This is a genomic window from Pseudomonas sp. EMN2 (genome assembly GCF_009650555.1).
Lineage (GTDB): Bacteria > Pseudomonadota > Gammaproteobacteria > Pseudomonadales > Pseudomonadaceae > Aquipseudomonas > Aquipseudomonas sichuanensis.
The window spans coordinates 15,628-38,051 of record NZ_VZZR01000032.1; the positions used below are offsets into that span (position 1 = coordinate 15,628).

Here is a 22,424-nt window from a genome sequence, read left to right on the forward strand (position 1 = left end):
TGGTTAGCGGAAGGCCGAAAATGGATGGCGTAAATTTACAACAATTCGTCTCAGAATGACGACTGAATCTTCAACCCAGCGACCAGCGCGTTGTCCACCTCGTCCACCGCACCCGGGCTCTTGATGTACTGCAGGTTCGGCCGCACGGTCAGCCAATTGGTGACGTGGAAGCCGTAGTAGAGCTCGGCGTTGTACTCGGTGCGTTGCAGCGGCACGAAGCCTGGATTGTCGTAATCGGTAATGCCGGACTGGGCGTTGAGCAGCTCGGCGCGCTTCTTCACGTCGTCGTTGACATGGATACGCGCCACGCCGAAACCGATATCGTCCTTGGGCCGGGCATCGAAGGCGCCTTTGTAGACCAGGCCGACCTGCTGGTAGTTGTCGACCACGTTGGTGGCCTTGTCGTGCACGGTGAAGTTGGCGAACAGGCTCAGGCCACGGCTGGCATCGCTGGCGTGGGCAGTCACCTGCTGCTGCGCCACCACCCACCAGCCATGCTTGCTGGAGTGCGACTTGAAGTCCTGCCCGGTCAAGGCCTGCGGGTTGCCGTTGATGTCGTCATACACATCGTCGGCCTTGGCGGTGCTGTAGTAGTAGCCCAGGCGGTACTCGCCCGGCAGGCCGTTGACCTTGGGCGACCACACCGCTTCCACCGGCAGGATCGCGCCCTTGGTGCCGCTGCCGCTGAGCTTGAAGCCGTTGCCGGTCTCCAGGTTCGAAGGGTTCTGCTCGTAGGCACCGACCTGGACGAAGAATTCCGGGGTGATGTTGTATTTCACCCGCAGGGCCCACTGGCTGACCGGCCAGTTGTACCAGATGCCACCCACCCAGTTGCCCACCTGCGAGCCGCAGAACGCCAGGTTCTGGAAGTCGCAGGGGAAGCTGTTGAAGTCCTCGCCTTCGCCGAAGCGGCCGACTTTCACATCCAGCGCGCCGTCGAAGTACTTCTGCTTGACCCACATCTGCGTCAGCCGCCAGGTCTGGCCGCGCCCCCAGACTTCCTGCACCGAGCTGAACTGCCCGGCGCGCGGGTCGCTGATGCGGTCGTTGGACAGGTTGCGGCCACTGCGTTCGGTGATCGCCAGCTTGAACTCGGCATCGTGCCAGCCGAAGATCTTCTCCAGGTCCAGGTGCGCGCCGAGGGCGAACTGGTCGCTGTAGCGCGCGGTCTTGTCGTCGTTGTAGCCACCGTGCAGGTTGCCGGCCACCTCGCCGACGTAATCGAGGGTGAAGTCGTAGCCCTTGTCCAGCAGCTCGGTGCGGGTGCCGCCCCAGTCGCCGGTCATCCATTTCGATTCCGACGAGAAAGCCTCGGCAGCCTGGGCCCCGCTGCTGCCGACCATGGCCAGCAGTGCCAGCGAGCCCAATGTCCTGATGCGATTGCGCTGTTCCATCCCTTTGCGTCCTCTTTTCTTGTTATTAACAGAACGGTTTAACGGTCGAGCCCTTGCAGGCCGTGGGAGCGGGCTTGCCCCGCGATGCGATTTCAGCCCAACCATCGCTATCGCGGGGCAAGCCCGCTCCCACATCAACGCCCCTTGAAGCGGGCCACGTTGTCTTTCACCGCGGTAGCGGCCAAGTCCAGCCGCTCACCACTGGCAGCATCGAACAGCAGCACCCGCGCCGGGTCGAACTGCAGGTTCAGGCTGTCGCCCACCCGACACGCCACATCCGGCGCCAGGCGGCAGCAGACCTTGGTCTGGTTGAGGGTGACGAACACCAGCAGGTCCGGCCCGGTGGGCTCGGTCACCTGCACTTCGGCGCGGATACCCGGCAGGCCGTTACCCTCCGTGCCCCCCAGCGAAATCTGCTCCGGGCGCACACCCAGGATCACCTCGCGCCCGTCCAGCGCATCGGCATCCACCCCCAGCGGCAGTTCGCAGCGCGCCTGGCCGCTGTCGAGCAGCGCCAGCACCCGGCCGTCCTGGCGGGTCAGGCGCACCGGGATGAAGTTCATCGGCGGCGAACCGATGAAGCTGGCGACGAACAGGTTGGCCGGATCGTTGTAGATCTGCTGCGGCGTGCCGAACTGCTGGATCAGGCCGTCCTTCATCACCGCCACCTTGTCGCCCAGGGTCATGGCCTCGATCTGGTCGTGGGTGACGTACACCGTGGTGGTCTTCAGGCGCTGATGCATCAACTTGATCTCGGTGCGCATCTCTACCCGCAGCTTGGCGTCGAGGTTCGACAGCGGCTCGTCGAACAGGTAGATCTTCGGCCGCCGCGCCAGGGCCCGGCCCATGGCCACGCGCTGCTGCTGGCCGCCGGACAGCTGGCCGGGCTTGCGGCCCAGCAGGTGCTCGATCTGCAGCAGCTTGGCGACCCGCGCCACTTCCTCGTCGATGGCCGCCTGGGGCAGCTTGCGGATCTTCAGGCCGAACGCGATGTTGTCGCGCACGTTCATGGTCGGGTACAGCGCGTAGGACTGGAACACCATGGCGATGTCGCGATCCTTCGGGCTCATGCCGCTGACGTCTTCATCGTCGATCAGGATCGCACCGCCACTGATGTTCTCAAGGCCGGCGATGCAGTTCATCAAAGTGGACTTGCCGCAGCCCGAGGGGCCGACCAGGATCAGGAACTCGCCGTCCTTGATCGCCAGCTGGATGTCCTTGAGCGTGTCCGGCAAACCGGTGCCGTAGGTCTTGTTCACGTTGCGTAGTTCGAGCGTTGCCATGACTTACCCCTTTACCGCGCCGGCGGTCAGCCCGCGCACGAAATACTTGCCCGCAATCACGTACACCAACAACGTCGGCAGCCCGGCGATCATCGCCGCGGCCATGTCGACGTTGTATTCCTTGGCCCCGGTGCTGGTGTTGACCAGGTTGTTGAGGGCCACGGTGATCGGCTGCGAGTCGCCGCTGGAGAACACCACGCCGAACAGGAAGTCGTTCCAGATCTGGGTGAACTGCCAGATCAGGCAGACCATGATGATCGGCGTCGACATCGGCAGAATGATCCGCCCGAAGATGGTGAAGAACCCGGCGCCATCCAGGCGCGCAGCCTTGACCAGTGCATCGGGGATGCTCACGTAGTAGTTGCGAAAGAACAGCGTGGTGAAGGCCAGCCCGTACACCACGTGCACCAGCACCAGGCCACTGGTGGTGCTGGCCAGGCCGAGCTTGCCGAGGGTGAACGAGGCCGGCAGCAGCACCGTCTGGAACGGCAGGAAGCAGCCAAACAGCAGCAAGCCGAAGAACAGCTGCGAGCCACGGAAGCGCCACATCGACAGCACGTAGCCGTTGAGCGCGCCGATGGTGGTGGAGATCAGCACCGCCGGCACGGTGATCAGCACCGAGTTGACGAAGTAGCCGTTGACCGTGGCCCAGGCCTTGGCCCAGCCGATGCCGGTGAATGCCGTTGGCCAGCTCAGCAGGTTGCCGGTGCTGATGTCTTCGGGGGTCTTGAAGCTGGTCAACAGCATCACCACCAGCGGTACCAGGTACAGCAGCACGGCAAGCAGCAGCACGGCGTGGATGGCGATGCGGCTGAAGCTCAATGCGGGTTTGTCGAGGCGGCTAGTCATGGCGTTTACCCCGCAGCTCCGAGTACAGATAGGGGACGATGATCGCCAGGATGGCGCCGAGCATCAGGATCGCACTGGCCGAGCCCATGCCCATCTGCCCGCGGCTGAAGGTGAAGGCGTACATGAACATCGCCGGCAGGTCGGAGGAGTAGCCGGGGCCGCCGGCGGTCATGGCCGCGACCAGGTCGAAGCTCTTGATGGCGATGTGCGCCAGGATCATCAGCGAACTGAAGAACACCGGGCGCAGGCTGGGCAGCACCACGGTCCAGTAGATGCGCGGCAGGCTGGCGCCATCCAGTTGCGCGGCGCGGATGATCGACTGATCGACCCCGCGCAGGCCGGCGAGGAACATCGCCATGATGAAGCCCGAGGCCTGCCACACCGCGGCGATCACCAGGCAGTAGACCACCCGGTCCGGGTCGATCAGCCAGTCCAGGCGAAAGCCCTCCCAACCCCAGTCGCGCAGCAGCTTGTCCAGGCCCATGCCGGGGTTGAGCAGCCATTTCCAGGCGGTGCCGGTGACGATCATCGACAGCGCCATGGGGTACAGGTAGATCGTGCGGATGAAGCCCTCGCGGCGGATGCGCTGGTCCAGCAGCACGGCAAGCAACACGCCGATGGCCAGGGTGATGGCGATGAACAAACCGCCGAACAGCAGCAGGTTCTTGCTCGCCATCCACCAGCGGTCGTTGTCGAACAGCCGCGCGTATTGCGCAAGCCCGGCCCATTTGTAGGTGGGCAAAAAGGTCGAGGTGGTGAACGAGAGGACGAAGGTCCACAGGATGTAGCCGTAGAACCCCACCAGGATGATGAACATGCTCGGCGCCAGCACCAGTTTTGGCAGCCAGCGCTGAAGCGCGTCCAGGGGTGAGGCCCGCAGGCGGGCGGTTGTTGTGGTCATGATTTCACACCTGAAGAAGGGTAAAAACATCACCTGTGGGAGCGGGTTTACCCGCGAAGCAGACACTGCGGTGTCTGGCACCGGCTATGCCGGTGTTCGCGGGTAAACCCGCTCCCACAGGGATCTCGCCAGCCTCGGCGTTGGCTATTGGGCGGCTTTGACTGCGGCGTAGAGCTTCTTCGCCGCATCCGCCGGGTCAGCCTTGGTGTCATTGATGTAGTTGGTCACCACATCGAAGAACGCCCCCTGCACGGCCAGCGTGGTGGCCATGTTGTGCGCCATGCTCGGCTGCAGGCCGCCGCTCTTGGCGTCGGCCAGGAAGTCCTTGGCGGAGGTCTGGGCGCAGGCGTCGAAGCCGTACTTGCCCATGTCGGCGAGCATGTCGTTACGCACCGGGATAGAGCCCTTGTTGGTGCTGAATACCTTCTGGAAGTCCTCGCCCAGCACCTTGCGGGCGATGTCCTGCTGGCCCGCCGCGGTGCCGGCGTCCTTCTGCTTGAACACCACCAGCGAGTCGATGTTGTAGAGGAAGGCCTTGTCGGTGCCGGGGAACGCCACGCACTGGTAGTCCTTGCCGGCGGTTTTCTTGGCCAGGGTCCACTCGCTCTTGGCCCAGTCCCCCATGATCTGCATGCCGGCCTTGCCGTTGATCACCTTGGCGGCTTCCAGGTTCCAGTCCTGGCCCTTGCCGTCGGGGTCCATGTAGGTGGCGACCTTCTTCAGTTCGGTCAGCGCCTTGACCATCTCGGGGCCGGTCAGGGCTTTTTCATCGAGGTCGACCAGGGCCTTCTTGTAGCCTTCCACGCCCATCACCGAGAGCACCACGCTTTCGAACACGGTGCTGTCCTGCCAGGGCTGGCCACCGTGGGCAAGCGGAATGAAACCGGCGGCCTTGAGCTTGTCGCCGGCTACGTAGAACTCATCGAGGGTGGTCGGCGCCTTGTCGATCCCGGCCTTCTTGAACACCTCGGGGTTGATCCACAGCCAGTTGATGCGGTGGATGTTCACCGGCACGGCCACGTAGTCACCATCGTACTTCACGGTGTCGGCGACTTTCTTGTCAAGCAGGCTGTCCCACTTCTCTTGCTTGGCCACGTCCTTCAACACATCGGCATCGAGCAATCCCGTGGACGCCCAATCCTGGATATCCGGCCCCTTGATCTGCGCCACGCCGGGCGGGTTGCCGGCCACTGCGCGGCTCTTGAGCACGGTCATCGCGGTGGCACCGCCGCCACCGGCAACCGCACCGTCCTTCCAGGTGAAACCGTCTTTTTCGACCTGGGCCTTGAGCACATCCACGGCGGCTTTTTCACCGCCGGAAGTCCACCAATGGACAACTTCCACGCTGCCTTTGGCATCGGCGGCATGGGCATTGAGGGCGTACAGGGAAGCGAACGAAATCGCGGCGGCGAGACGAAGCGTCGAATGCATGGGGGAATACCTTTCTTGTTGTTATGCGTGACAAGACTGTCGCTTGCTTTGCAGTGAGTGTAAGGACCTCGCACCCGGCGCCAGGTAACGAACGGATGCGCGAATGTCAGCGTTTGGTTACAAAGCCAGCGCAGTGGCCAGGCTCGGCGCCAGAGGCAAGCGCGGCAGCAGCAGTGCCTGCAAGGCGTGGTAGAGATCAGGCTTGCCGCCCCAGATGCGCGCGCTGGGCTGGTTGGTCGGGTCCAGTTCGTGGTGCCAGCTGCCGTGTACGCGGTCGATGAAATGCGTGGCGATGAAGTCCCAGAAGCAGCGGTACCACTGCTCGTAGCGCGGCTCGCCAGTGCGCCGCAGCAAGGCGGCAGCGGTGGCGCAGGCCTCGGCATGCACCCAGTGCAGGCGCTCACGCACCAGCGGGCGGTCGCGCCAATCCAGGGTGTAGACCAGGCCCGGGGCACCGTCGGCTTGCCAGGCATGGCGACAGGCACTGTCGAACAGGCCCCTGGCGGCCGTCAGCAAGGCCTCGGGCGCAGGCAGTTGCGCCCGTTGCAGGGCCGCCTCCAGGTGCAGCACCAGCCGTGCCCACTCGAAGGCATGGCCGGGCGTGGTGCCGTAGGGACGGAAGCCGTCGGCGGGGTTGTCACGGTTGTAGTCGGGCAGTGCCTGCCAGTGCCCGTCGAAATGCTCGGTGACACGCAAACCGTCGCTGGCAGCCTGGGCAAGGATCAGGCGCTCGACCATGCGCAGGGCGCGGTGCAGCCACAGCCTGTCGCCGGTCACGTCGGCCAGGGCGAGAAACGCCTCGACGCCATGCATGTTGCTGTTGGCGCCGCGGTAGGCTTCTGCCTGCTGCCAGTCGCGGGAGAACGACTCGCGCAGGGCGCCCTCCTCCTCGCACCAGAAGCGCTGCTCGATGACCTGGACCGCAGCGTCCAGCAGTGCCTGGGCCTGGCTGACGCCCGCCACCACGGCGGAACTTGCGGCCAGGGCGACGAAGGCGTGCAGGTAGGCGGCCTTGCCGGTGTCGCCGTGGCCTTCGGGCTGTGCATACCAGCCACCATGCTCCTGGTCGCGCAGCGGGCCTTGCAGGGCGGCGACGCCATGCTCGACCAGCTCGCGGCAACCCGGGACACCCTGGATATGTGCCAGGGCGAAGCTGTGGGTCATGCGCGCGGTGTTCATGGTCTCGGCCAGGGCGCAACGGGGCAGGCGGCCATCGTCATCGAGGTTGCCGAAGCCCTGGGGCAGGCGTGCGGCCCTGGCGAAATCGAGCAGGCGCAAGGCTTCGGTGGTAAGCCAGGCGTGGTGTGCGGGGGAATCGAGCCAGCTGCGGGTCATTGGCGTCTTCCTTGTAGTTGTCAGCCGATTCTAGCCAGCCGTCCTGGGTGGCATGTCACAAAGGCCGGTGCAATTGTCACCAGTCCGAGACATTCCCTTCGGCCCCTTTGAGAACGGCTCACCCGGATGACGCCAGCATGGGAGGATGGCACTATGCAATCAACGTTGATACTTACACAGGACATGTGAATGAAACTGCTGCACGGAAGTGGGATCAAACAAGCGCTGCGCGAGATCGCGCCTCGGCAAGTGGCGGTTGCCTATGCAGGCAAAGACTGGCGCGACTACCTCTCGACCGATCACCTGCAGGAAATCATCCTGTCGCCAACCATCGGCTCCAATCCCTTCGCAATTTCTGCACTGGTCAGCCAGCTTGGTTGGGAAAGGGTGCACTTCCTAGACAACCTCCACACCAAACTGTATCTGGGCAAAGACGCAGCAGCCCTGGGCAGCTTCAACCTCACTGCCAACGGGCTGAGCGCAGAAGGGCTTGAGGAAGCCGGTTACCTTGTGACGGAGGAACAGGCAGTTGACGAACTTCGTCAGCTGTTCGACAGCTACCTGAACAAGGCAAATGCGAACTACCCCAATGTCGAAGCAAAGAGTACGCGCCTCAAGACGCTCCACACACTGTGGGGGCAAGCCATGAGGACCGGCGTGATAAGGGCTGAAGGGGAAGATGAGAGTCTGTCGACATTCCTGCCCTTCGCCGACAACGTCTACATATGTGGGGTTAGCGGGGAAGTCGATTACAACGAAGACGTCGTGGACAGCTCTATCATTGAGCAGACCATGACCTTTCGAGATGACGAAGAAATCGAACGAGACAAGTGGATACTGTGCTGGCCGTCGGATCGCAAAGGCTACCCTCGCCTCCGAATGAAACCCTACTGGATGCGGATCGACGAGGTTTATTCCAACGGCGCACTGGACGAGACTTACAGCAGACTTGCCGTGGAGCGCAATGACAGGTCTGCGGTACCACCACCATTCGAACTGACCCCTTCTGTAGTGGCTGCCTTGTATGCCACCCTGAAGCAGGAACGGTTCAAAGCCTTCCTCTGGCTAGAAGACCCGTGGTACGTCGCACCGACGCTGCCTCTGATGCCCGATTTTCTGGCTGAGGTCGAACGGCAAATGCGCAAGCCCGAAACACATCCAGCCCCCGAAGCCACCGACCTGGACAGCATTCGGCAAGAATTCGATGCCGTGGTGCGCCGTAACATGGATATTGCGCATTCGAACGGATATATCAGTGCTTCGATCCTGACGCTGCTTGCCGAAGACAATGCCGTCGAGGTAGCCAGACGCCTGATCAAGCCTTCCCGCGTCTGGGAGACGGCGCGCAACGAACTGCGTAAAGGCCTCAAGTCCTTGGCAAAGGTGAATGAGCTGGAACTGAGCTTGGAACACACCATGCTCGAAGAAAGGTACAAGCCTCTGTTTACTCAGTCTGAACTTGGGGCCGCATACGCCAACCTTTATGAAGTGAACCGGGAATATCGGACCACACTTTGATCCCCAAGAACTACAAGCACCGCCCTTAAGCACCAACCTTGCCGCCTCTTGAGCCGGCAAGGTTGGTGCTTGCCGCTCGACAGCACCTGCCCACCTCAATCCATACTGCGCGGTAAATACAGCGTCACCCGCAAGCCACCCTCACGCAGGTTCAGCAAACTCACCTCACCGCCATGGCTATGGGCGATATTGCGCGCAATCCCCAGCCCCAGCCCATATCCCTGCTGCTGTCCGGCCAATCGGAAGTGCGGCTCGAACACCTGCTCCAAACGCTGCTCCGGCACCCCCGGCCCCTGATCGTCGACCTGCAGCACAAAGCTCTCGGCACTGTCGATGATGCGCAGTTGCGCCCGTTCGCCGTACTTGATGGCGTTGTCGATCAGGTTGCCGATGCAGCGGCGCAGGGCCAGCGACTTGCCCGGATACGGCGCCAGCGCCCGGCCTTCGAGGGTGATGCGGCCGTCGCGCAGGTAGGGCTCGGCCAGCAGCTCCAGCACCTGGTTGAGGTCGATCGGCTCGATGTTCTCGTGAATGTCGGTGTCCTTCACGCATTGCAGCGCGCCCTTGACCAGCAGCTCCAGCTCATCGAGGTCACGGCTGAACTTGGCCTGCAAGGCCTCGTCTTCCAGCAGCTCGACCCGCAGCCGCAGGCGGGTGATCGGTGTGCGCAGGTCATGGGAGATGGCGCTGAACAATTGCGAGCGTTCGGTCAGATAGCGGCTGATGCGCTCGCGCATGTTGTTGAAGGCCCGCCCCACTTCCACCACTTCACTGCCGCCGCCCTCGGCCACCGGTGCCACCTCGGCGCCCAGCGACAGCTCCCGGGCCGCCCGCGCCAGGCGCTTGAGCGGCCGGCTCTGCCAATGCACCAGCAAGCCGATGAACAGCAGCAACAGGACGGTGGTCAGGGCGATGAAACCGATCTGCTGGCGTGGCAGGCGTTCGGCTTCGAGGCTGGTGTAGGGCTCGGGCAGCAACGAGGCGATATACAGCCACTCGCCCTCGCCCAGGCGGATCTGGGTGACCAGCACCGGCGGGTTGAGCGGTTCGAGGGTCAGCGAGTAATGCGCCCACGAACGCGGCAACTCATCGAGCTTCAGGCCACTGTTGAAGATGCGCAGGTCGTCGGGGCTGACGAACTCCACCGAGATGTCCATCTGCTGCCCGAGGCGTTCGTGCAGCACCTGCTGGAATACCTCGATCACCGCCTGCTTGCGTGGGGTGACGGGCAGCACCGGCATGTCCAGCGGCTTGACGTTGAGCGACACAAAGAAGCGCGTACCGCCCATGCTGCGCAACTGGTCGAGCACCATCGGCCGGTAGGCCACCGGCAGCGAACGGAAGTAGCTGACACTGGCGCTCATCGAGTGAGCCAGGCTGCTGGCGCTGGCCCGCAGGCCCTGCAGCTGGCTTGCGCGCAGCTGGGCGACCCAGATCACGCTGGAAAGCCCCTGGGCCAGTACCACCACCAGCAGGGTGAGCAGCAACATGCGCCCCAGCAAGGAGCGTGGCAGCAGGCGCCAGCGCCGCTCGCTAGGCCGGGCTGACATGGGCCGCCAGCAAGTAGCCGCTGCCACGCACGGTGCGGATCAGCCGGGGTGGTTTTTCGGTGTCACGCAGGCGCTGGCGCAAGCGGCTGACGCCCATGTCGACGATGCGGTCCAGGGGCATCGGCTCGCGCCCGCGGGTGGCATTGCCGATGGTGTCGCGGTCGAGGATCTGCTGGGGGTGGTCGAGGAACAGCTTGAGCAGGGCGAAGTCGGCGCCGGAGAGGATCACCTCCTCGCCATCGCGGTGGAACAGCCGGTGGCTGACCGTGTCCAGGCGCCAGTCGTCGAACGCCAGCACGGCGCTGACCGGTGCGGCCTGGCCGAAGTCGGCGCGGCGCAGCAGGGCCTTGATCCGCGCCTGCAGCTCACGCGGGCTGAAGGGTTTGCCCAGATAGTCGTCGGCGCCAAGCTCCAGGCCGATGACCCGGTCGGCCTCGTCGGAGCTGGCGGTGAGCATGATGATCGGTACCCGCGACAGCCTGGGGTGCTGGCGTACCCAGCGGCACAGGCTGAAGCCGTCTTCGTCGGGCAGCATCACGTCGAGGATCACCAGATCGCAGGGGTTGGCGTCCAGTGCCCGGCGGAAGGACTGACCGTCGGGCTCGGCCTGCACCTGGAAGCCGGCGCGGCTGAGGTAGGTTTGCAGCAGTTCGCGGATATCCTGGTCGTCGTCGACCATCAGGATCGATTTGCCGGCAGTGGTCATCATGGTCCGTCCTCTTGTTATGCGCAGATCTTCTGCCTGCTTTACGGATCCTGTGGGAGCGGGTTCACCCGCGAAAGCGTCGGTAAGGCAGCCGCCGCATTCGCGGGTAAACCCGCTCCCACAGCAATCGCCTTGTGCTTCAGCTACCCAGCTCTTGCTGCAAGGCCACCCCCGCCCCCAGCAACCCGGAAAACTCCGCAGTCACCAGCCACACCGGCACCCCGGCAAAATACCCGCTCATGCAACCCTTGTCGGCAAAACTTGCGGCAAAACCACTGCGCAGGAACAGCTCGGCAAAACGCGGAATCACCCCGCCGACGATATAGACCCCGCCGCGCGCGCCCAAGGTGAGCACATTGTTGCCCGCCACCCGACCGAGAAACCGGCAGAACTGCTCGACCACCGCCAGCGCCCGTGGCTCGTTGGCCAGTGCCGCATCGGTGATCTGCGCGGGGGTCTTGTGCCTGGGCGTGTCGCCATCGAGCGCGCAGAGCGCCTGGTACAAACGCACCAGCCCGCCCCCGCTGAGCACCGTCTCGGCACTGACATGGCCGATCTGCCGCTGAATCTCCTGGTGAATCGCTGCTTCGCGGGCATTACCCACCGGCAGGTCGACATGCCCACCCTCGCCCGGCAACGCCAGCCACTGCTCGCCATGCCGCACCAGGCTACCAACGCCAAGCCCGGTGCCAGGGCCAATCACCAGCACTGGGCGCGAGGGGTCGGCCTGGCCCGCGCAGACTTCTCGATATTCACCTTCGCGCAAACGGGTCATGCCCAGCGCCATGGCGGAAAAGTCGTTGATCAATTGCAGCCGCTCGACCTGCAGGGTCTGGCAGAACGCCCGGCGGCTCAGCCGCCAGTGATTGTTGGTAAAGCGAAATTCATCGCCATCCACCGGCCCGGCAACCGACAGGCACACCGCCTCCAGTCCGCCACGGGCGATGCCCTGTTCGCCCAGGTACGCCTCGATCGCCTGTTCGGGGCTGGTGTAGTCAGCGGTCGCGAGCACCTGGACCGCGTGCAACTGGTTGTCGCGCCACAGGGCAAAACGTGCGTTGGTACCACCAATGTCGCCAACCAGCAGTTCTTTCACTTGAGATTCTCCAGGCCAGAGGTGAAGGCACTGGCGCCCTTCTCTGCCGAGCTGAACGCCACACGCATGAAGCCGAACAGCTCGCGACCGCAGCCCAGGTCATTGCCCTTGGGCGGCTCGGGCAGCTCGCGGCTGGCCAGCTCCTCGACCGAGACCATGATCCGCAACGTCCCTTCGACACCATCGACGCGCACGATATCACCATCGCGCACCCGCGCCAGCGGGCCACCGTCGAAGGCCTCCGGGCATACATGGATGGCCGCCGGGATCTTGCCCGAAGCGCCGGACATGCGCCCGTCGGTGACCAGCGCCACCTTGAAGCCACGGTCCTGCAGCACGCCGAGGAACGGCGTCAGCTTGTGCAGCTCGGGCATGCCGTTGCAGCGCGGGCCCTGGAAGCGCACCACGGCCACGAAGTCGCGTTCCAGCTCACCGGCCTTGAACGCATCGGCCAGCGACTGCTGGTCGTGGAACACCCGCGCCGGGGCCTCCACCACCTGGTGTTCAGGGGCCACGGCGGAGACCTTCATCACGCCACGCCCCAGGTTGCCTTCCATTACCCGCAGGCCGCCCTCGGCGGAGAACGGCCGCGCCACCGGGCGCAGGATGCTCTCGTCGAGGCTCTGTTGCGGGCCTTCGCGCCAGACCAACTGGCCGTTGTCGAGGAACGGCTCCTGGGTGTAGCGGCGCAGCCCCGGGCCGGCCACGGTGTTGACGTCCTCGTGCAGCAGCCCGGCATCGAGCAGCTCGCGGATGAGGAAGGCCATGCCGCCGGCGGCCTGGAAGTGGTTGATGTCGGCTTTGCCGTTCGGGTACACGTGGGACAGGGTCGGCACCACCTCGGACAGGTCGGCCATGTCCTGCCAGGTCAGCTGGATGCCGGCGGCCTGGGCGATGGCCGGGATGTGCAGGGTGTGGTTGGTCGAACCGCCGGTGGCGTGCAGCGCAACGATCGAGTTGACCAGCGCCTTCTCATCGACGATTTCGCCGATCGGCATGAAGCTGCCGCTGGCCTTGGTCATGCGCGTGACCTGGCGCGCGGCCTCGGCGGTGAGGGCATCGCGCAGCGGCGTGTAGGGGTTGACGAACGAGGCGCCCGGCAGGTGCATGCCCATCACCTCCATCACCAGCTGGTTGGTGTTGGCGGTGCCGTAGAAGGTGCAGGTGCCTGGGCCGTGGTAGCTGTTCATTTCCGATTCGAGCAGCTCTTCGCGCGTGGCCTTGCCCTCGGCGTAGCGCTGGCGCACGTCGGCCTTCTGCTTGTTGGAGATGCCCGAGACCATCGGCCCGCCGGGGACGAAAACGGTCGGCAGGTGGCCGAAGCGCAGCGCGCCCATCATCAGCCCGGGGACGATCTTGTCGCAGATGCCCAGCATCAGGGCTGCATCGAACATGTTGTGGGACAGCGCGATGGCGGTGGACATGGCGATCACTTCGCGGCTGGCGATGGCCAGCTCCATGCCCGGCTCGCCCTGGGTCACGCCGTCGCACATGGCCGGCACGCCACCGGCGAACTGGCCGACCGAGCCGACCTCGCGCAGGGCCTGCTTGATCTGCTCGGGGAAGTGCAGGTACGGCTGGTGCGCCGAAAGCATGTCGTTATAAGACGAAACGATGGCCACGTTGGCAGCGTTCATCAGGCGCAAGGTCTGCTTGTCGTCGGCACCGCAGCCGGCCACGCCATGGGCGAAGTTGGCACATTGCAGGCTGGCGCGCATCGGTCCGTCACTGGCCGCGCCGCGGATAAGCTCAAGGTAGCGTTCACGGGTGGGGCGGCTGCGTTCGATCAGCCGTGCGGTGACCTCAAGGATGCGCGGATGCATGTACTGGACTCCAGGCTAACGGTAAGGGCGGCTTCAACGGGCATTTTCCCTCCAAACGATTGCGGCCTAGGCTTGCAGTAAAGCTACCTGGCCCATTCGCGGAGCAGCCTGCCCGGCCACTCGTTGTAGATTTAACAAAATACTGCCACTAAAAAGGCTTGTTTTCTATCACGCAGTGAATAATCTTGTAATTCCAATAACAAAACCGTTTCAGTGAAGCTGCCTTTTTGCCACAGGCTTCACCCGACTGCCAGAGGTAACGCCATGACCCTACGCATCGCCATCAACGGATTCGGCCGCATCGGACGCAACGTCCTGCGCGCACTCTACACGCACGGCTACCGTCAGGACCTGCAGGTCGTCGCCATCAACGACCTGGGCGACAGCGCGATGAACGCCCACCTGCTCAAGTACGACAGCGTTCACGGCCATTTCGATGCACAGGTCGAGGCCGACCACGAGAGCCTCACCGTCAACGGCGACCGTATTGCCGTCAGCGCCATCCGCAACCCCGCCGAGCTGCCCTGGAAAGCCCTGGCCATCGACGTGGTGTTCGAATGCACCGGGCTGTTCACCGAGCGCGCCAAGGCCGCCGCGCACCTGGCCGCCGGCGCCGGCAAGGTAATCATCAGCGCACCGGCCAAGGGCGCCGACGCCACCGTGGTGTACGGGGTCAACCACGATGTGCTGCGCGCCTCGCACCAGATCATCTCCAACGCCTCGTGCACCACCAACTGCCTGGCCCCAGTGGCCCAAGTGCTGCACCGCGAGTTCGGCATCGAGCAGGGGCTGATGACTACCATCCACGCCTACACCAACGACCAGGTGCTCACAGACGTCTGCCACGCCGACCCGTACCGGGCGCGCTCGGCCACCCAGTCGATGATCCCGAGCAAGACCGGCGCCGCCGAGGCGGTGGGCCTGGTGCTGCCGGAGCTGGCCGGCAAGCTCACCGGCATGGCCGTGAGGGTACCGGTGATCAACGTGTCGCTGGTCGACCTTACGGTCAACCTGCAGCGTGAAACCACCACCGAAGAGGTCAACCAGCTGTTCCTCGAGGCCAGCCGCCATTCGCGGGTGCTGGGCTATAACGCGCTGCCGCTGGTGTCGTGCGACTTCAACCACAACCCGCTGTCGTCGATCTTCGACGCCAACCACACCCGCGCCAACGGCCGCATGCTCAAGGTGCTGGCCTGGTACGACAACGAGTGGGCGTTCTCCAACCGCATGCTGGACAACTGCCTGGCGCTGTTCAGCGCCAAGTAAGTAGATGGGCGGTGGGCGTGGACGCTCACCGCCCACCGCGCACCACGTAAACCGCAATCTTTACCTGTTCGTGACATTTCAACGCTTGACCTGCCATATGGATGATAAGCATTATCATTAACCCCAAAGTGGCCAGGTCCCCCCGTGAGTCAATCCCGGTTCAATTCAGTCTTCCTCACCCAGCGCCTCAGCCTGCTGCGCACCTTGCAACGCATGGTCGGCAACCCCAGCACCGCCGAGGACCTGCTGCAGGAAACCTACCTGCGGGTCACCCGTGCCCTGGGCGAGCGGCCGATCGAGCACCTTGAACCCTTCGTGTTCCAGACCGCGCGCAACCTCGCCCTTGACCACCTGCGCGCCCGCCGGGTGCAGGCACGCACCCTGGTCGACGACGTGCCCGAGCAAGTGCTGCACAACGTCGCCGCCCCCGCCGGCAGCAGCGAGGATGCCGCCCACGCCGAGCAACTGCTCAAGCACCTGAGCACGAGCCTCGGCCAGCTGACCGAGCGCCAGCAGCGCATCTTCATCCAGAGCCGCCTGCATGGCGCCAGCTATCTGGAAATCGCCGAGCAACTGAACGTCTCGGCCAGCACCGTGCAGAAGGAACTGAAACTGATCATGGCCATCTGCATGGGCGTCGCCGCTCGGCACCAGTGACGCGACCACTCGCCGCGCACCTGCGCAAAGCCCTTGCCATGTGCCGGGCCTGCGCCGATCATGCGCAAAAAAGCCCCCGCAAGGATCCTTCGTGACCGATCAGCCCACCCCTCGCCCGACACCTGCCGAGCCTGATGCCCGCGCCCGTGCCCGCGAAGAGGCGATGGACTGGCTGATCCGCCTGCAGTGCGCCAATGACCAGGACACCCAGGCCTTCGAGCACTGGCTGGGCGCCGAGCCGGAAAACGCCGAAGCCTACGTCGAGGCCGAAGCGCTGTGGAACGGTGCGCCGCTGCGCCAGGCCGCCGAGCAACTGCAGCAACGTCAGCGCCGCTCCCTCGGCGGGCGCCTGCGCAGCCACTGGAAGCCGCTGGCCACCGCCGCCGTGCTGCTGGTTGGGCTGTTCACCTTCGGCAACCTGCCTGTGCGCCTGCAGGCCGACCACCTCACCGTGGTCGGCGAGCGCCAGCGCCTGCAACTGGACGACGGCGCAAAAATCCTGCTCAACACCAACTCGGCCTTCGCCAGCGATGTGCGCGACGGGCGCCAGGTTGCCCGCTTGCTGCAGGGCGAGGCCTACTTCCAGGTCGCCGGCGGCAGCCAGCCGCCGCTGGAAGTGCAGGCCGGGCCGCTGCGCGCCAACGTGCGCGACACCGACTTCGCCGTGCGCTACCTGGATGGCGAAGCGCAGTTGCGGGTGCAGCGTGGCGACGTCGATCTGCAGGGGGCCCGCGACCAGCGCATCCGCCTGAGCGCTGGCGACAGCATCAGCGTCGGCCCCCGGGGTTTTGGCCAGCGCCAGCGCGTCGACCTGAACAAGGAGCTGGCTTGGGTCGAAGGCCGCCTGGTGTTCGAGAACTGCCCGCTGGGCCAGGTCATCGCCGAAGTGCAGCGCTACTACCCAGGCTGGATCATCAGCCGCAATGCGCAGCTGGAGCAGGTCGCGGTCACCGGCAACTACCGCCTCGACCAGCCCCTGCAAACCCTGCGCGCCCTCGCCCAGATCACCTCGGCGCAACTGCATGAATACCCTGCCGTGGTGATTCTCAACTAAGCCAACAAGTTTTTTTACGCGACCCCTGTAGGCAGCACGTCTCGTTATAGCCAATGCAACTGATTCTCGTTCGATAACGACAACAGTCCACGCCTATAACCCCTCGCGCGACAGGGAGCGCTTTCGATGTCCACAGGTCCAACCCGCCCGTTCACCCCTTCCCGCCGCCACGGACAGCTGTCCTTGCTGACCCTCGCCCTGCTCGCCAGCGGCGCCTGTAGCCTGCCGGCCCTGGCCGTGGAGCCTGCCCAGGCGAGCAGCCAGCGCATGGGCGACTACCGCTTCGCCATTGCCCAGCAGCCGCTGGTTTCGGCGATCAATGCGTTCAGCCAGGTCACCGGCTGGCAGGTCGGCTTCAACGCCGAGCTGGCCGAAGGCGTGGCCTCGCCAGGGGTGCAAGGCTCGCTGGCCCCGGAAGCGGCACTGCAACGCCTGCTGCACGGCACCGGCCTGGCCTATCGCAAGATCGACAACGCCAACGTGGTGCTCGAACGCCAGGCGGGCAGTGCCATCGCCCTGCAACAGATGACCGTCAGCGCCACCCGTAGCGCCCAGGAGGTCAGTCAGGTGCCCAGCACCGTCAGCGTGCAGACCCGCGAGCAGCTGGACCGGCAGAACGTCAACGATATCAAGGACCTGGTGCGCTACGAGCCGGGCGTGTCGGTCGGCGGCGTTGGCCAGCGCAGCGGCCTGAACGGCTACAACATCCGCGGCATCGACGGTGAGCGCATCCTTACCCAGGTAGACGGCGTGTCGATCCCCGACAGCTTCTTCTACGGCCCCTACGCCCAGACCCAGCGCAACTACGTCGACCCGGAAATCGTCAAGCGCGTCGAGATCCTGCGCGGCCCGGCCTCGGTGCTGTACGGCAGCAATGCCATCGGCGGCGCGGTCAGCTACTTCACCCTCGACCCTGAAGACATCATCAAGCCCGGCAAGGATGTCGGCGCGCGCCTGAAGACCGGCTACAGCTCCGCCGACGAGAGCTGGCTGACTTCCGCCACCGTCGCAGGCCGCCACGCCGACTTCGACGGCCTGCTGCACCTGAGCCAGCGCAATGGCCACGAGACCGAGTCCTACGGCGAGCACGGCGGCAGCGGCCTGGCCCGTACCGAAGCCAACCCCGAGGATGTGCGCACCACCAACGTGCTGGCCAAACTGGGCTGGAACTACGCCGACGACGCCCGCCTGGGCCTGACCTACGAGCACTACAAGGATGATCGCGACCAGAACATCCTGAGCTCCGTGGGCGGGCCGTTCATTCCCGGTTTCGCTGCGTCCAACTCGTACCGCATGCGCCAGGGCAACGACACCGTTACCCGCGAGCGCTTCGGCATCAATCATGAGTTCGGCCTCGACAGCCTGGTCGCCGACCACGCGAAGTGGAGCCTCAACTACCAGATCGCCAAGACCGACCAGCGCACCGACGAGCTGTACTTCGCCGCCGGCCGCCAGGTGTTCCGCGACCGCCAGACCACCTACAAGGACCGCCAGTGGGTCCTTGACGCCCAATTGGACAAAGCCTTCAGCATTGGCGCCACCGAGCACCTGCTGACCTATGGCACCACCCTCAAGCACGAGAAGATCAGCGGCATCCGCCAGGGCGTCGGCACCTGCCTGAACGTTGGCGGCTCCTGCACGGCCGTCGGCCAGAACAGCGCCCGCGATGGCCAGGTACCGGTCAGCGACTTCCCCGATCCGACCGTGAACACCTACAGCCTGTTCGCCCAGGACGAGATCCGCTGGAACAACTGGACCTTCCTGCCGGGTGCCCGCTACGACTACACCCGCATGGAGCCCAAATTCACCGACGAATTCCTGCGCGGCGTACAGAGCACCAGTGTGACCGGTGCCGCCAATGCCGACGACTCGGACAAGAAGTGGCACCGCGTATCGCCCAAGCTGGGGGTCACCTACGCCTTCAACGACAACTACACCTGGTACGGTCAGTACGCCGAGGGCTTCCGCACCCCAACCGCCAAGGCCATGTACGGCCGCTTCGACAACCCGGGCCTGGGTTACAGCGTGCAGCCCAACCCTGACCTGGAGCCGGAAAAGAGCAAGAGCTACGAGACTGGCCTGCGCGGCAATTTCGACGCCGGCAACTTCGACGTGGCGGTGTTCTATAACAAGTACCGCGACTTCATCAACGAAGACGCCATCCTGTCGTCCAACCTGGGCGCCAAGTTCCAGGCCAACAACATCAAGCACGCCACCATCCGTGGCGCCGAGTTCAAGGGCCGTCTGAACCTCGACCACTTCGGTGCCGCGCAGGGCCTTTACACCCAGGGTTCGGTGGCCTACGCCCGTGGCCGCAACGACGACAACGGCCAGCCGCTGAACAGCGTCAACCCGCTCACCGCCGTGCTCGGCCTGGGCTACGAGCAGCAGAACTACGGTGGCTTGCTGAGCTGGACCCTGGTCAAGCAGAAGGATCGCGTCGACGACACCACCTTCTTCGCCCCCGACGGCACCAGCAAGCAGTTCCGCAGCCCCGGCTACGGCGTGCTGGACCTGACCGGCTTCTACAAGGTGAGCGAGGACGTCACTGTCAACGCCGGCCTGTACAACCTCACCGACAAGAAGTACTGGCAGTGGGATGACGTGCGCGGCTACGACTCGATCGGCGAAGCCAGCGTGACCCAACCGGCCAACCTCGACCGCCTGACCATGCCGGGGCGCAACTTCGCCATCAATGTGGTGTGGGATATCTGATTCGAACGCTTTGACCTTGCAAGCCTGTGCGAGCAACTGACTTGCTCGCCATTCGAACAGCTGCGCGATCACTGTGGGAGCGGGTTCACCCGCGAACACGGGCATAGCCCGTGCCAGGCACCGAGGTGTCACCTTCGCGGGGCAAGCCCGCTCCCCCAGTTCGCAGCCCGGTAAATGATTCAACTTCCCAGCTGAGTTTTTTTACTGTCACGCATCATCTGGTTCGTCTTGTCACTAGACAGCCCATTTCCCAAGGATGCCCCCGATGTCCACCTCCTCCGAACGCGCCGCCCTGCGCTCCCAGCGCCTGAACCAGGTCACCCACGCCCCGCACACCGAGCTGGACGCGCTGGTCAAGTCGCACAAGCCGTTCGACAGCCGCGAGAGTTTCGCCCGCTTCGTGGTCGCCCAGTACCTGTTCCAGTCGGAACTGCAGGCGCTGTACAACGACCCGCAATTGATCGCCATCGTCCCCGATCTGGCGGCGCGCTGCCGCGCTGAACAGGCTCGCCTGGACCTTGCCGACCTCGACACCGAAGTGCCGGCGCCCGTCGCCGGTGCCCTGCAGAACCCGAGCCTGGGTGAAGCACTGGGCTGGATCTTCGTCTCCGAAGGCTCCAAACTGGGCGCCGCATTCCTGATCAAGCGCGCCGTGGCGCTGGATCTGTCCGACAGCTTCGGTGCCCGTCACCTGGGCGAGCCAGAAGGCGGCCGCGCCGAAGGCTGGAAGCAGTTCACCCGCATTCTCGACAGCCAGGCCCTGTCGCCCGAGGAAGACGCCGCCGCCGAACGTGGCGCGGTCGCCGCCTTCGAGCGCTTCACCGACCTGCTCAAGCATGCCTACGCCACCGACGCCGCGCTGGCCTGACACGCTTCACCCGGCCGCCCGCGGGCGGCCGCACCGCTGTAGTGAGACCATGACCCGACTCGCCCGCTCCAAAGTGTCCCGGCTGCTCTACGCGATCCTGGCTTATGTCAGCCTAGGGATCGGCCTGGTTGCCATCGTCATCCCCGGCCTGCCCACCACCGAATTCATCCTGCTCGCCGCCTGGGCCGCCACCCGCAGTTCGCCGCGGCTGTCCGCCTGGCTGGAGAACCACCGGTTGTTCGGGCCGATCCTGTACAACTGGCGCAATGGCCGGGTGATTCAGCGTCGCGCCAAGGTCAGCGCGACCCTGAGCATGCTGCTGTGCGCAGGGCTGATGCTGACCTTTCTCGAACACCACTGGCCGGTCTACCTGGCCATCGCCGGCATGACCCTGGGCAACCTGTGGATCTGGTCGCGCCCGGAGCGGCCGACCACGTCGGGTTGCGGCGAACTGCAACGCTGAAGGGTTTGCACAGCGTAGGCGGATGTACTGCAATAGGGCCCAGCAAGGAGGACCCTGCATGCAGCCGTTGCTCGACACCATCGCCCAGTCCCTGAGCCTCGACCCCACCGCCGTGCGCTGGCAAGGGGTAGGCGCACTGCCCTCGACCTTCGCCGTGAGCGAACTGGCCACCGCCAGCATTGCCGCCTGCGGCCTGGCCCTGGCCAACCTGCTCGAAAGCCAGACCGGCACCTGCCCGGCAGTGCGAGTCGACCGACGCCTGGCATCATTCTGGTTCGCCACCAGCCTGCGCCCCCATGGCTGGCAAGTACCGCCGTTGTGGGACGCCATCGCCGGCGACTACCCAACCCGCGACGGCTGGATCCGCCTGCACACCAATGCCCCGCACCATCGAGCCGCTGCCTTGCAGGTGCTCGGCACCCATGCCGAACGCGCCAGCGTCGCCCGCGAGGTGGCCAAGTGGGAGGGCGATACCCTTGAAGCCGCGGTGGTCGCAGCCGGTGGCTGCGCGGCGCGAATGCGCAGCTGGCCGCAATGGTGCGCCCATCCCCAGGGCCAGGCGGTCAACCGGCAACCGCTGATCCTGCGCCAGGCCTTCACCGGGCCGGCACAGGCCTGGCAGGGCAACACAGCCAGGCCGTTGGCCGGGATGAAGGTGCTCGACCTCACCCGCATCATCGCCGGCCCCGTTGCCACCCGCTTGCTGGCCGCCTTCGGTGCCGAGGTACTGCGCCTGGACCCACCCGGCTGGGATGAGCCTTCGCTGGCGGCGGAAGTCACCCTGGGCAAGCGCTGCGCGCGCCTGGATCTGCGAACAGATAAGGGTCGTCAGCTGTTCGAACACCTGCTGGGCGAGGCCGATATCCTGGTCCACGGTTACCGCGCCGATGCGCTCGAACGGCTGGGCCTGGGTGCCGAACGTCGGCGCCAGCTCAACCCGGGCCTCATCGATGTGGGCCTGAACGCCTATGGCTGGGGTGGCCCCTGGCAGGACCGCCGCGGCTTCGACAGCCTGGTGCAGATGAGCGTCGGCATTGCCCACGAAGGCATGCGCTGGCAGCAAGCGGATCGGCCTGTGCCGCTGCCGGTGCAGGCGCTGGACCATGCCACCGGCTACCTGATGGCGGCGCAGGCGATCCGCGCGCTGACCGAGCGTTTACGCAGCGGCCAGGGGTGCCAGGCGCGGCTGTCGCTGGCGCGTACTGCGGCACTGCTGGTCGAGCGCGGGACGGTGGAAGAAGACCTGCCGCTGGCGGCGGAGACGGCGGCGGATCTTGAGCCGCACATAGAGCACACGCCATGGGGGCCGGCGCAGCGGATCAAAGGGCCGCTGCAGGTGGGTACGGCGGTGATGGGATGGGTGCGGGGTAGCTGTGAACTGGGTTCGGCCAGCGCTCAGTGGTGACGCATCTTCTGCCACTCAACGCGCATTCTCTGTGTAGGAGCAACTGTCTTGCTCAACTGCTAAAGCTAGCGCGATCCCTGTGGGAGCGGGCTTGCCCCGCGAACACGGGC

Annotated in this window: 18 protein-coding genes; 8 read left to right on the plus strand and 10 right to left on the minus strand. The window is 64.9% G+C overall.

What is annotated here, in order from left to right; translation table 11 throughout:
* Nucleotides 1–50: 50 nt before the first annotated feature.
* The 6 genes from F6X61_RS10925 to F6X61_RS10950 all read right to left on the minus strand — a co-directional run bounded on the left by F6X61_RS10925 (nt 51) and on the right by F6X61_RS10950 (nt 7,193).
* A complete protein-coding gene (locus F6X61_RS10925) occupies nt 51–1,343 on the minus strand; it encodes a carbohydrate porin (RefSeq protein WP_223277228.1) in 1,293 nt (430 codons plus the stop codon).
* Nucleotides 1,344–1,528: 185 nt separating this feature from the next.
* Nucleotides 1,529–2,677, minus strand: a complete 1,149-nt coding sequence (locus tag F6X61_RS10930; protein ID WP_153786656.1) for an ABC transporter ATP-binding protein — start codon at nt 2,675–2,677, stop codon at nt 1,529–1,531.
* Nucleotides 2,678–2,680: 3 nt separating this feature from the next.
* Complete coding sequence (locus F6X61_RS10935; protein WP_153786657.1) at nt 2,681–3,526, minus strand: carbohydrate ABC transporter permease; 846 nt, start codon at nt 3,524–3,526, stop codon at nt 2,681–2,683.
* On the minus strand, nt 3,519–4,427 hold the full coding sequence (locus F6X61_RS10940) for a carbohydrate ABC transporter permease (protein ID WP_153786658.1): 909 nt from the start codon (nt 4,425–4,427) through the stop codon (nt 3,519–3,521). Before F6X61_RS10940 ends, F6X61_RS10935 begins: the two co-directional genes overlap by 8 nt.
* 144 nt (nt 4,428–4,571) lie before the next feature.
* Complete coding sequence (locus F6X61_RS10945) at nt 4,572–5,858, minus strand: ABC transporter substrate-binding protein (protein ID WP_153786659.1); 1,287 nt, start codon at nt 5,856–5,858, stop codon at nt 4,572–4,574.
* Nucleotides 5,859–5,975: 117 nt separating this feature from the next.
* Nucleotides 5,976–7,193, minus strand: coding sequence for an AGE family epimerase/isomerase (locus F6X61_RS10950; protein WP_153786660.1), 1,218 nt, complete (start codon nt 7,191–7,193; stop codon nt 5,976–5,978).
* A 189-nt stretch (nt 7,194–7,382) separates the two neighbouring features.
* On the opposite strand from F6X61_RS10950, the gene F6X61_RS10955 reads away from it, so the two are divergent.
* On the plus strand, nt 7,383–8,711 hold the full coding sequence (locus F6X61_RS10955) for a phospholipase D family protein (protein WP_153786661.1): 1,329 nt from the start codon (nt 7,383–7,385) through the stop codon (nt 8,709–8,711).
* Nucleotides 8,712–8,806: 95 nt separating this feature from the next.
* Here the strand turns inward: F6X61_RS10955 and F6X61_RS10960 are convergent, their stop codons facing one another.
* The 4 genes from F6X61_RS10960 to edd all read right to left on the minus strand — a co-directional run bounded on the left by F6X61_RS10960 (nt 8,807) and on the right by edd (nt 13,886).
* The gene (locus F6X61_RS10960; protein ID WP_153786662.1) at nt 8,807–10,261 is read right to left on the minus strand and encodes an ATP-binding protein; all 1,455 of its coding nucleotides are present in this window, start codon (nt 10,259–10,261) and stop codon (nt 8,807–8,809) included.
* The gene (locus F6X61_RS10965; RefSeq protein WP_153786670.1) at nt 10,245–10,967 is read right to left on the minus strand and encodes a response regulator; all 723 of its coding nucleotides are present in this window, start codon (nt 10,965–10,967) and stop codon (nt 10,245–10,247) included. Before F6X61_RS10965 ends, F6X61_RS10960 begins: the two co-directional genes overlap by 17 nt.
* A gap of 139 nt (nt 10,968–11,106) precedes the next feature.
* Nucleotides 11,107–12,063 carry a glucokinase gene (locus tag F6X61_RS10970; RefSeq protein WP_153786663.1) on the minus strand — a complete coding sequence of 319 codons (957 nt, stop codon included), beginning with the start codon at nt 12,061–12,063 and terminating at the stop codon, nt 11,107–11,109.
* Nucleotides 12,060–13,886, minus strand: a complete 1,827-nt coding sequence (edd, locus tag F6X61_RS10975) for a phosphogluconate dehydratase (protein WP_153786664.1) — start codon at nt 13,884–13,886, stop codon at nt 12,060–12,062. The genes F6X61_RS10970 and edd overlap by 4 nt, the downstream gene beginning before the upstream one ends.
* Nucleotides 13,887–14,150: 264 nt before the next feature.
* On the opposite strand from edd, the gene gap reads away from it, so the two are divergent.
* From gap to F6X61_RS11010, 7 genes are all read left to right on the plus strand, one after another.
* Nucleotides 14,151–15,152, plus strand: a complete 1,002-nt coding sequence (gap, locus tag F6X61_RS10980) for a type I glyceraldehyde-3-phosphate dehydrogenase (protein WP_125860030.1) — start codon at nt 14,151–14,153, stop codon at nt 15,150–15,152.
* Between the two features lie 144 nt (nt 15,153–15,296).
* On the plus strand, nt 15,297–15,809 hold the full coding sequence (locus F6X61_RS10985) for an RNA polymerase sigma factor (RefSeq protein WP_110993252.1): 513 nt from the start codon (nt 15,297–15,299) through the stop codon (nt 15,807–15,809).
* Between the two features lie 91 nt (nt 15,810–15,900).
* Complete coding sequence (locus tag F6X61_RS10990; protein WP_153786665.1) at nt 15,901–16,863, plus strand: FecR domain-containing protein; 963 nt, start codon at nt 15,901–15,903, stop codon at nt 16,861–16,863.
* A 126-nt stretch (nt 16,864–16,989) separates the two neighbouring features.
* A complete protein-coding gene (locus F6X61_RS10995; RefSeq protein ID WP_153786666.1) occupies nt 16,990–19,578 on the plus strand; it encodes a TonB-dependent receptor in 2,589 nt (862 codons plus the stop codon).
* A gap of 265 nt (nt 19,579–19,843) precedes the next feature.
* Complete coding sequence (locus F6X61_RS11000) at nt 19,844–20,446, plus strand: biliverdin-producing heme oxygenase (protein WP_153786667.1); 603 nt, start codon at nt 19,844–19,846, stop codon at nt 20,444–20,446.
* Nucleotides 20,447–20,495: 49 nt separating this feature from the next.
* A complete protein-coding gene (locus tag F6X61_RS11005) occupies nt 20,496–20,909 on the plus strand; it encodes a YbaN family protein (RefSeq protein WP_153786668.1) in 414 nt (137 codons plus the stop codon).
* 58 nt (nt 20,910–20,967) lie between these two features.
* Nucleotides 20,968–22,314, plus strand: a complete 1,347-nt coding sequence (locus tag F6X61_RS11010; protein ID WP_153786669.1) for a CoA transferase — start codon at nt 20,968–20,970, stop codon at nt 22,312–22,314.
* Nucleotides 22,315–22,424: the final 110 nt, after the last annotated feature.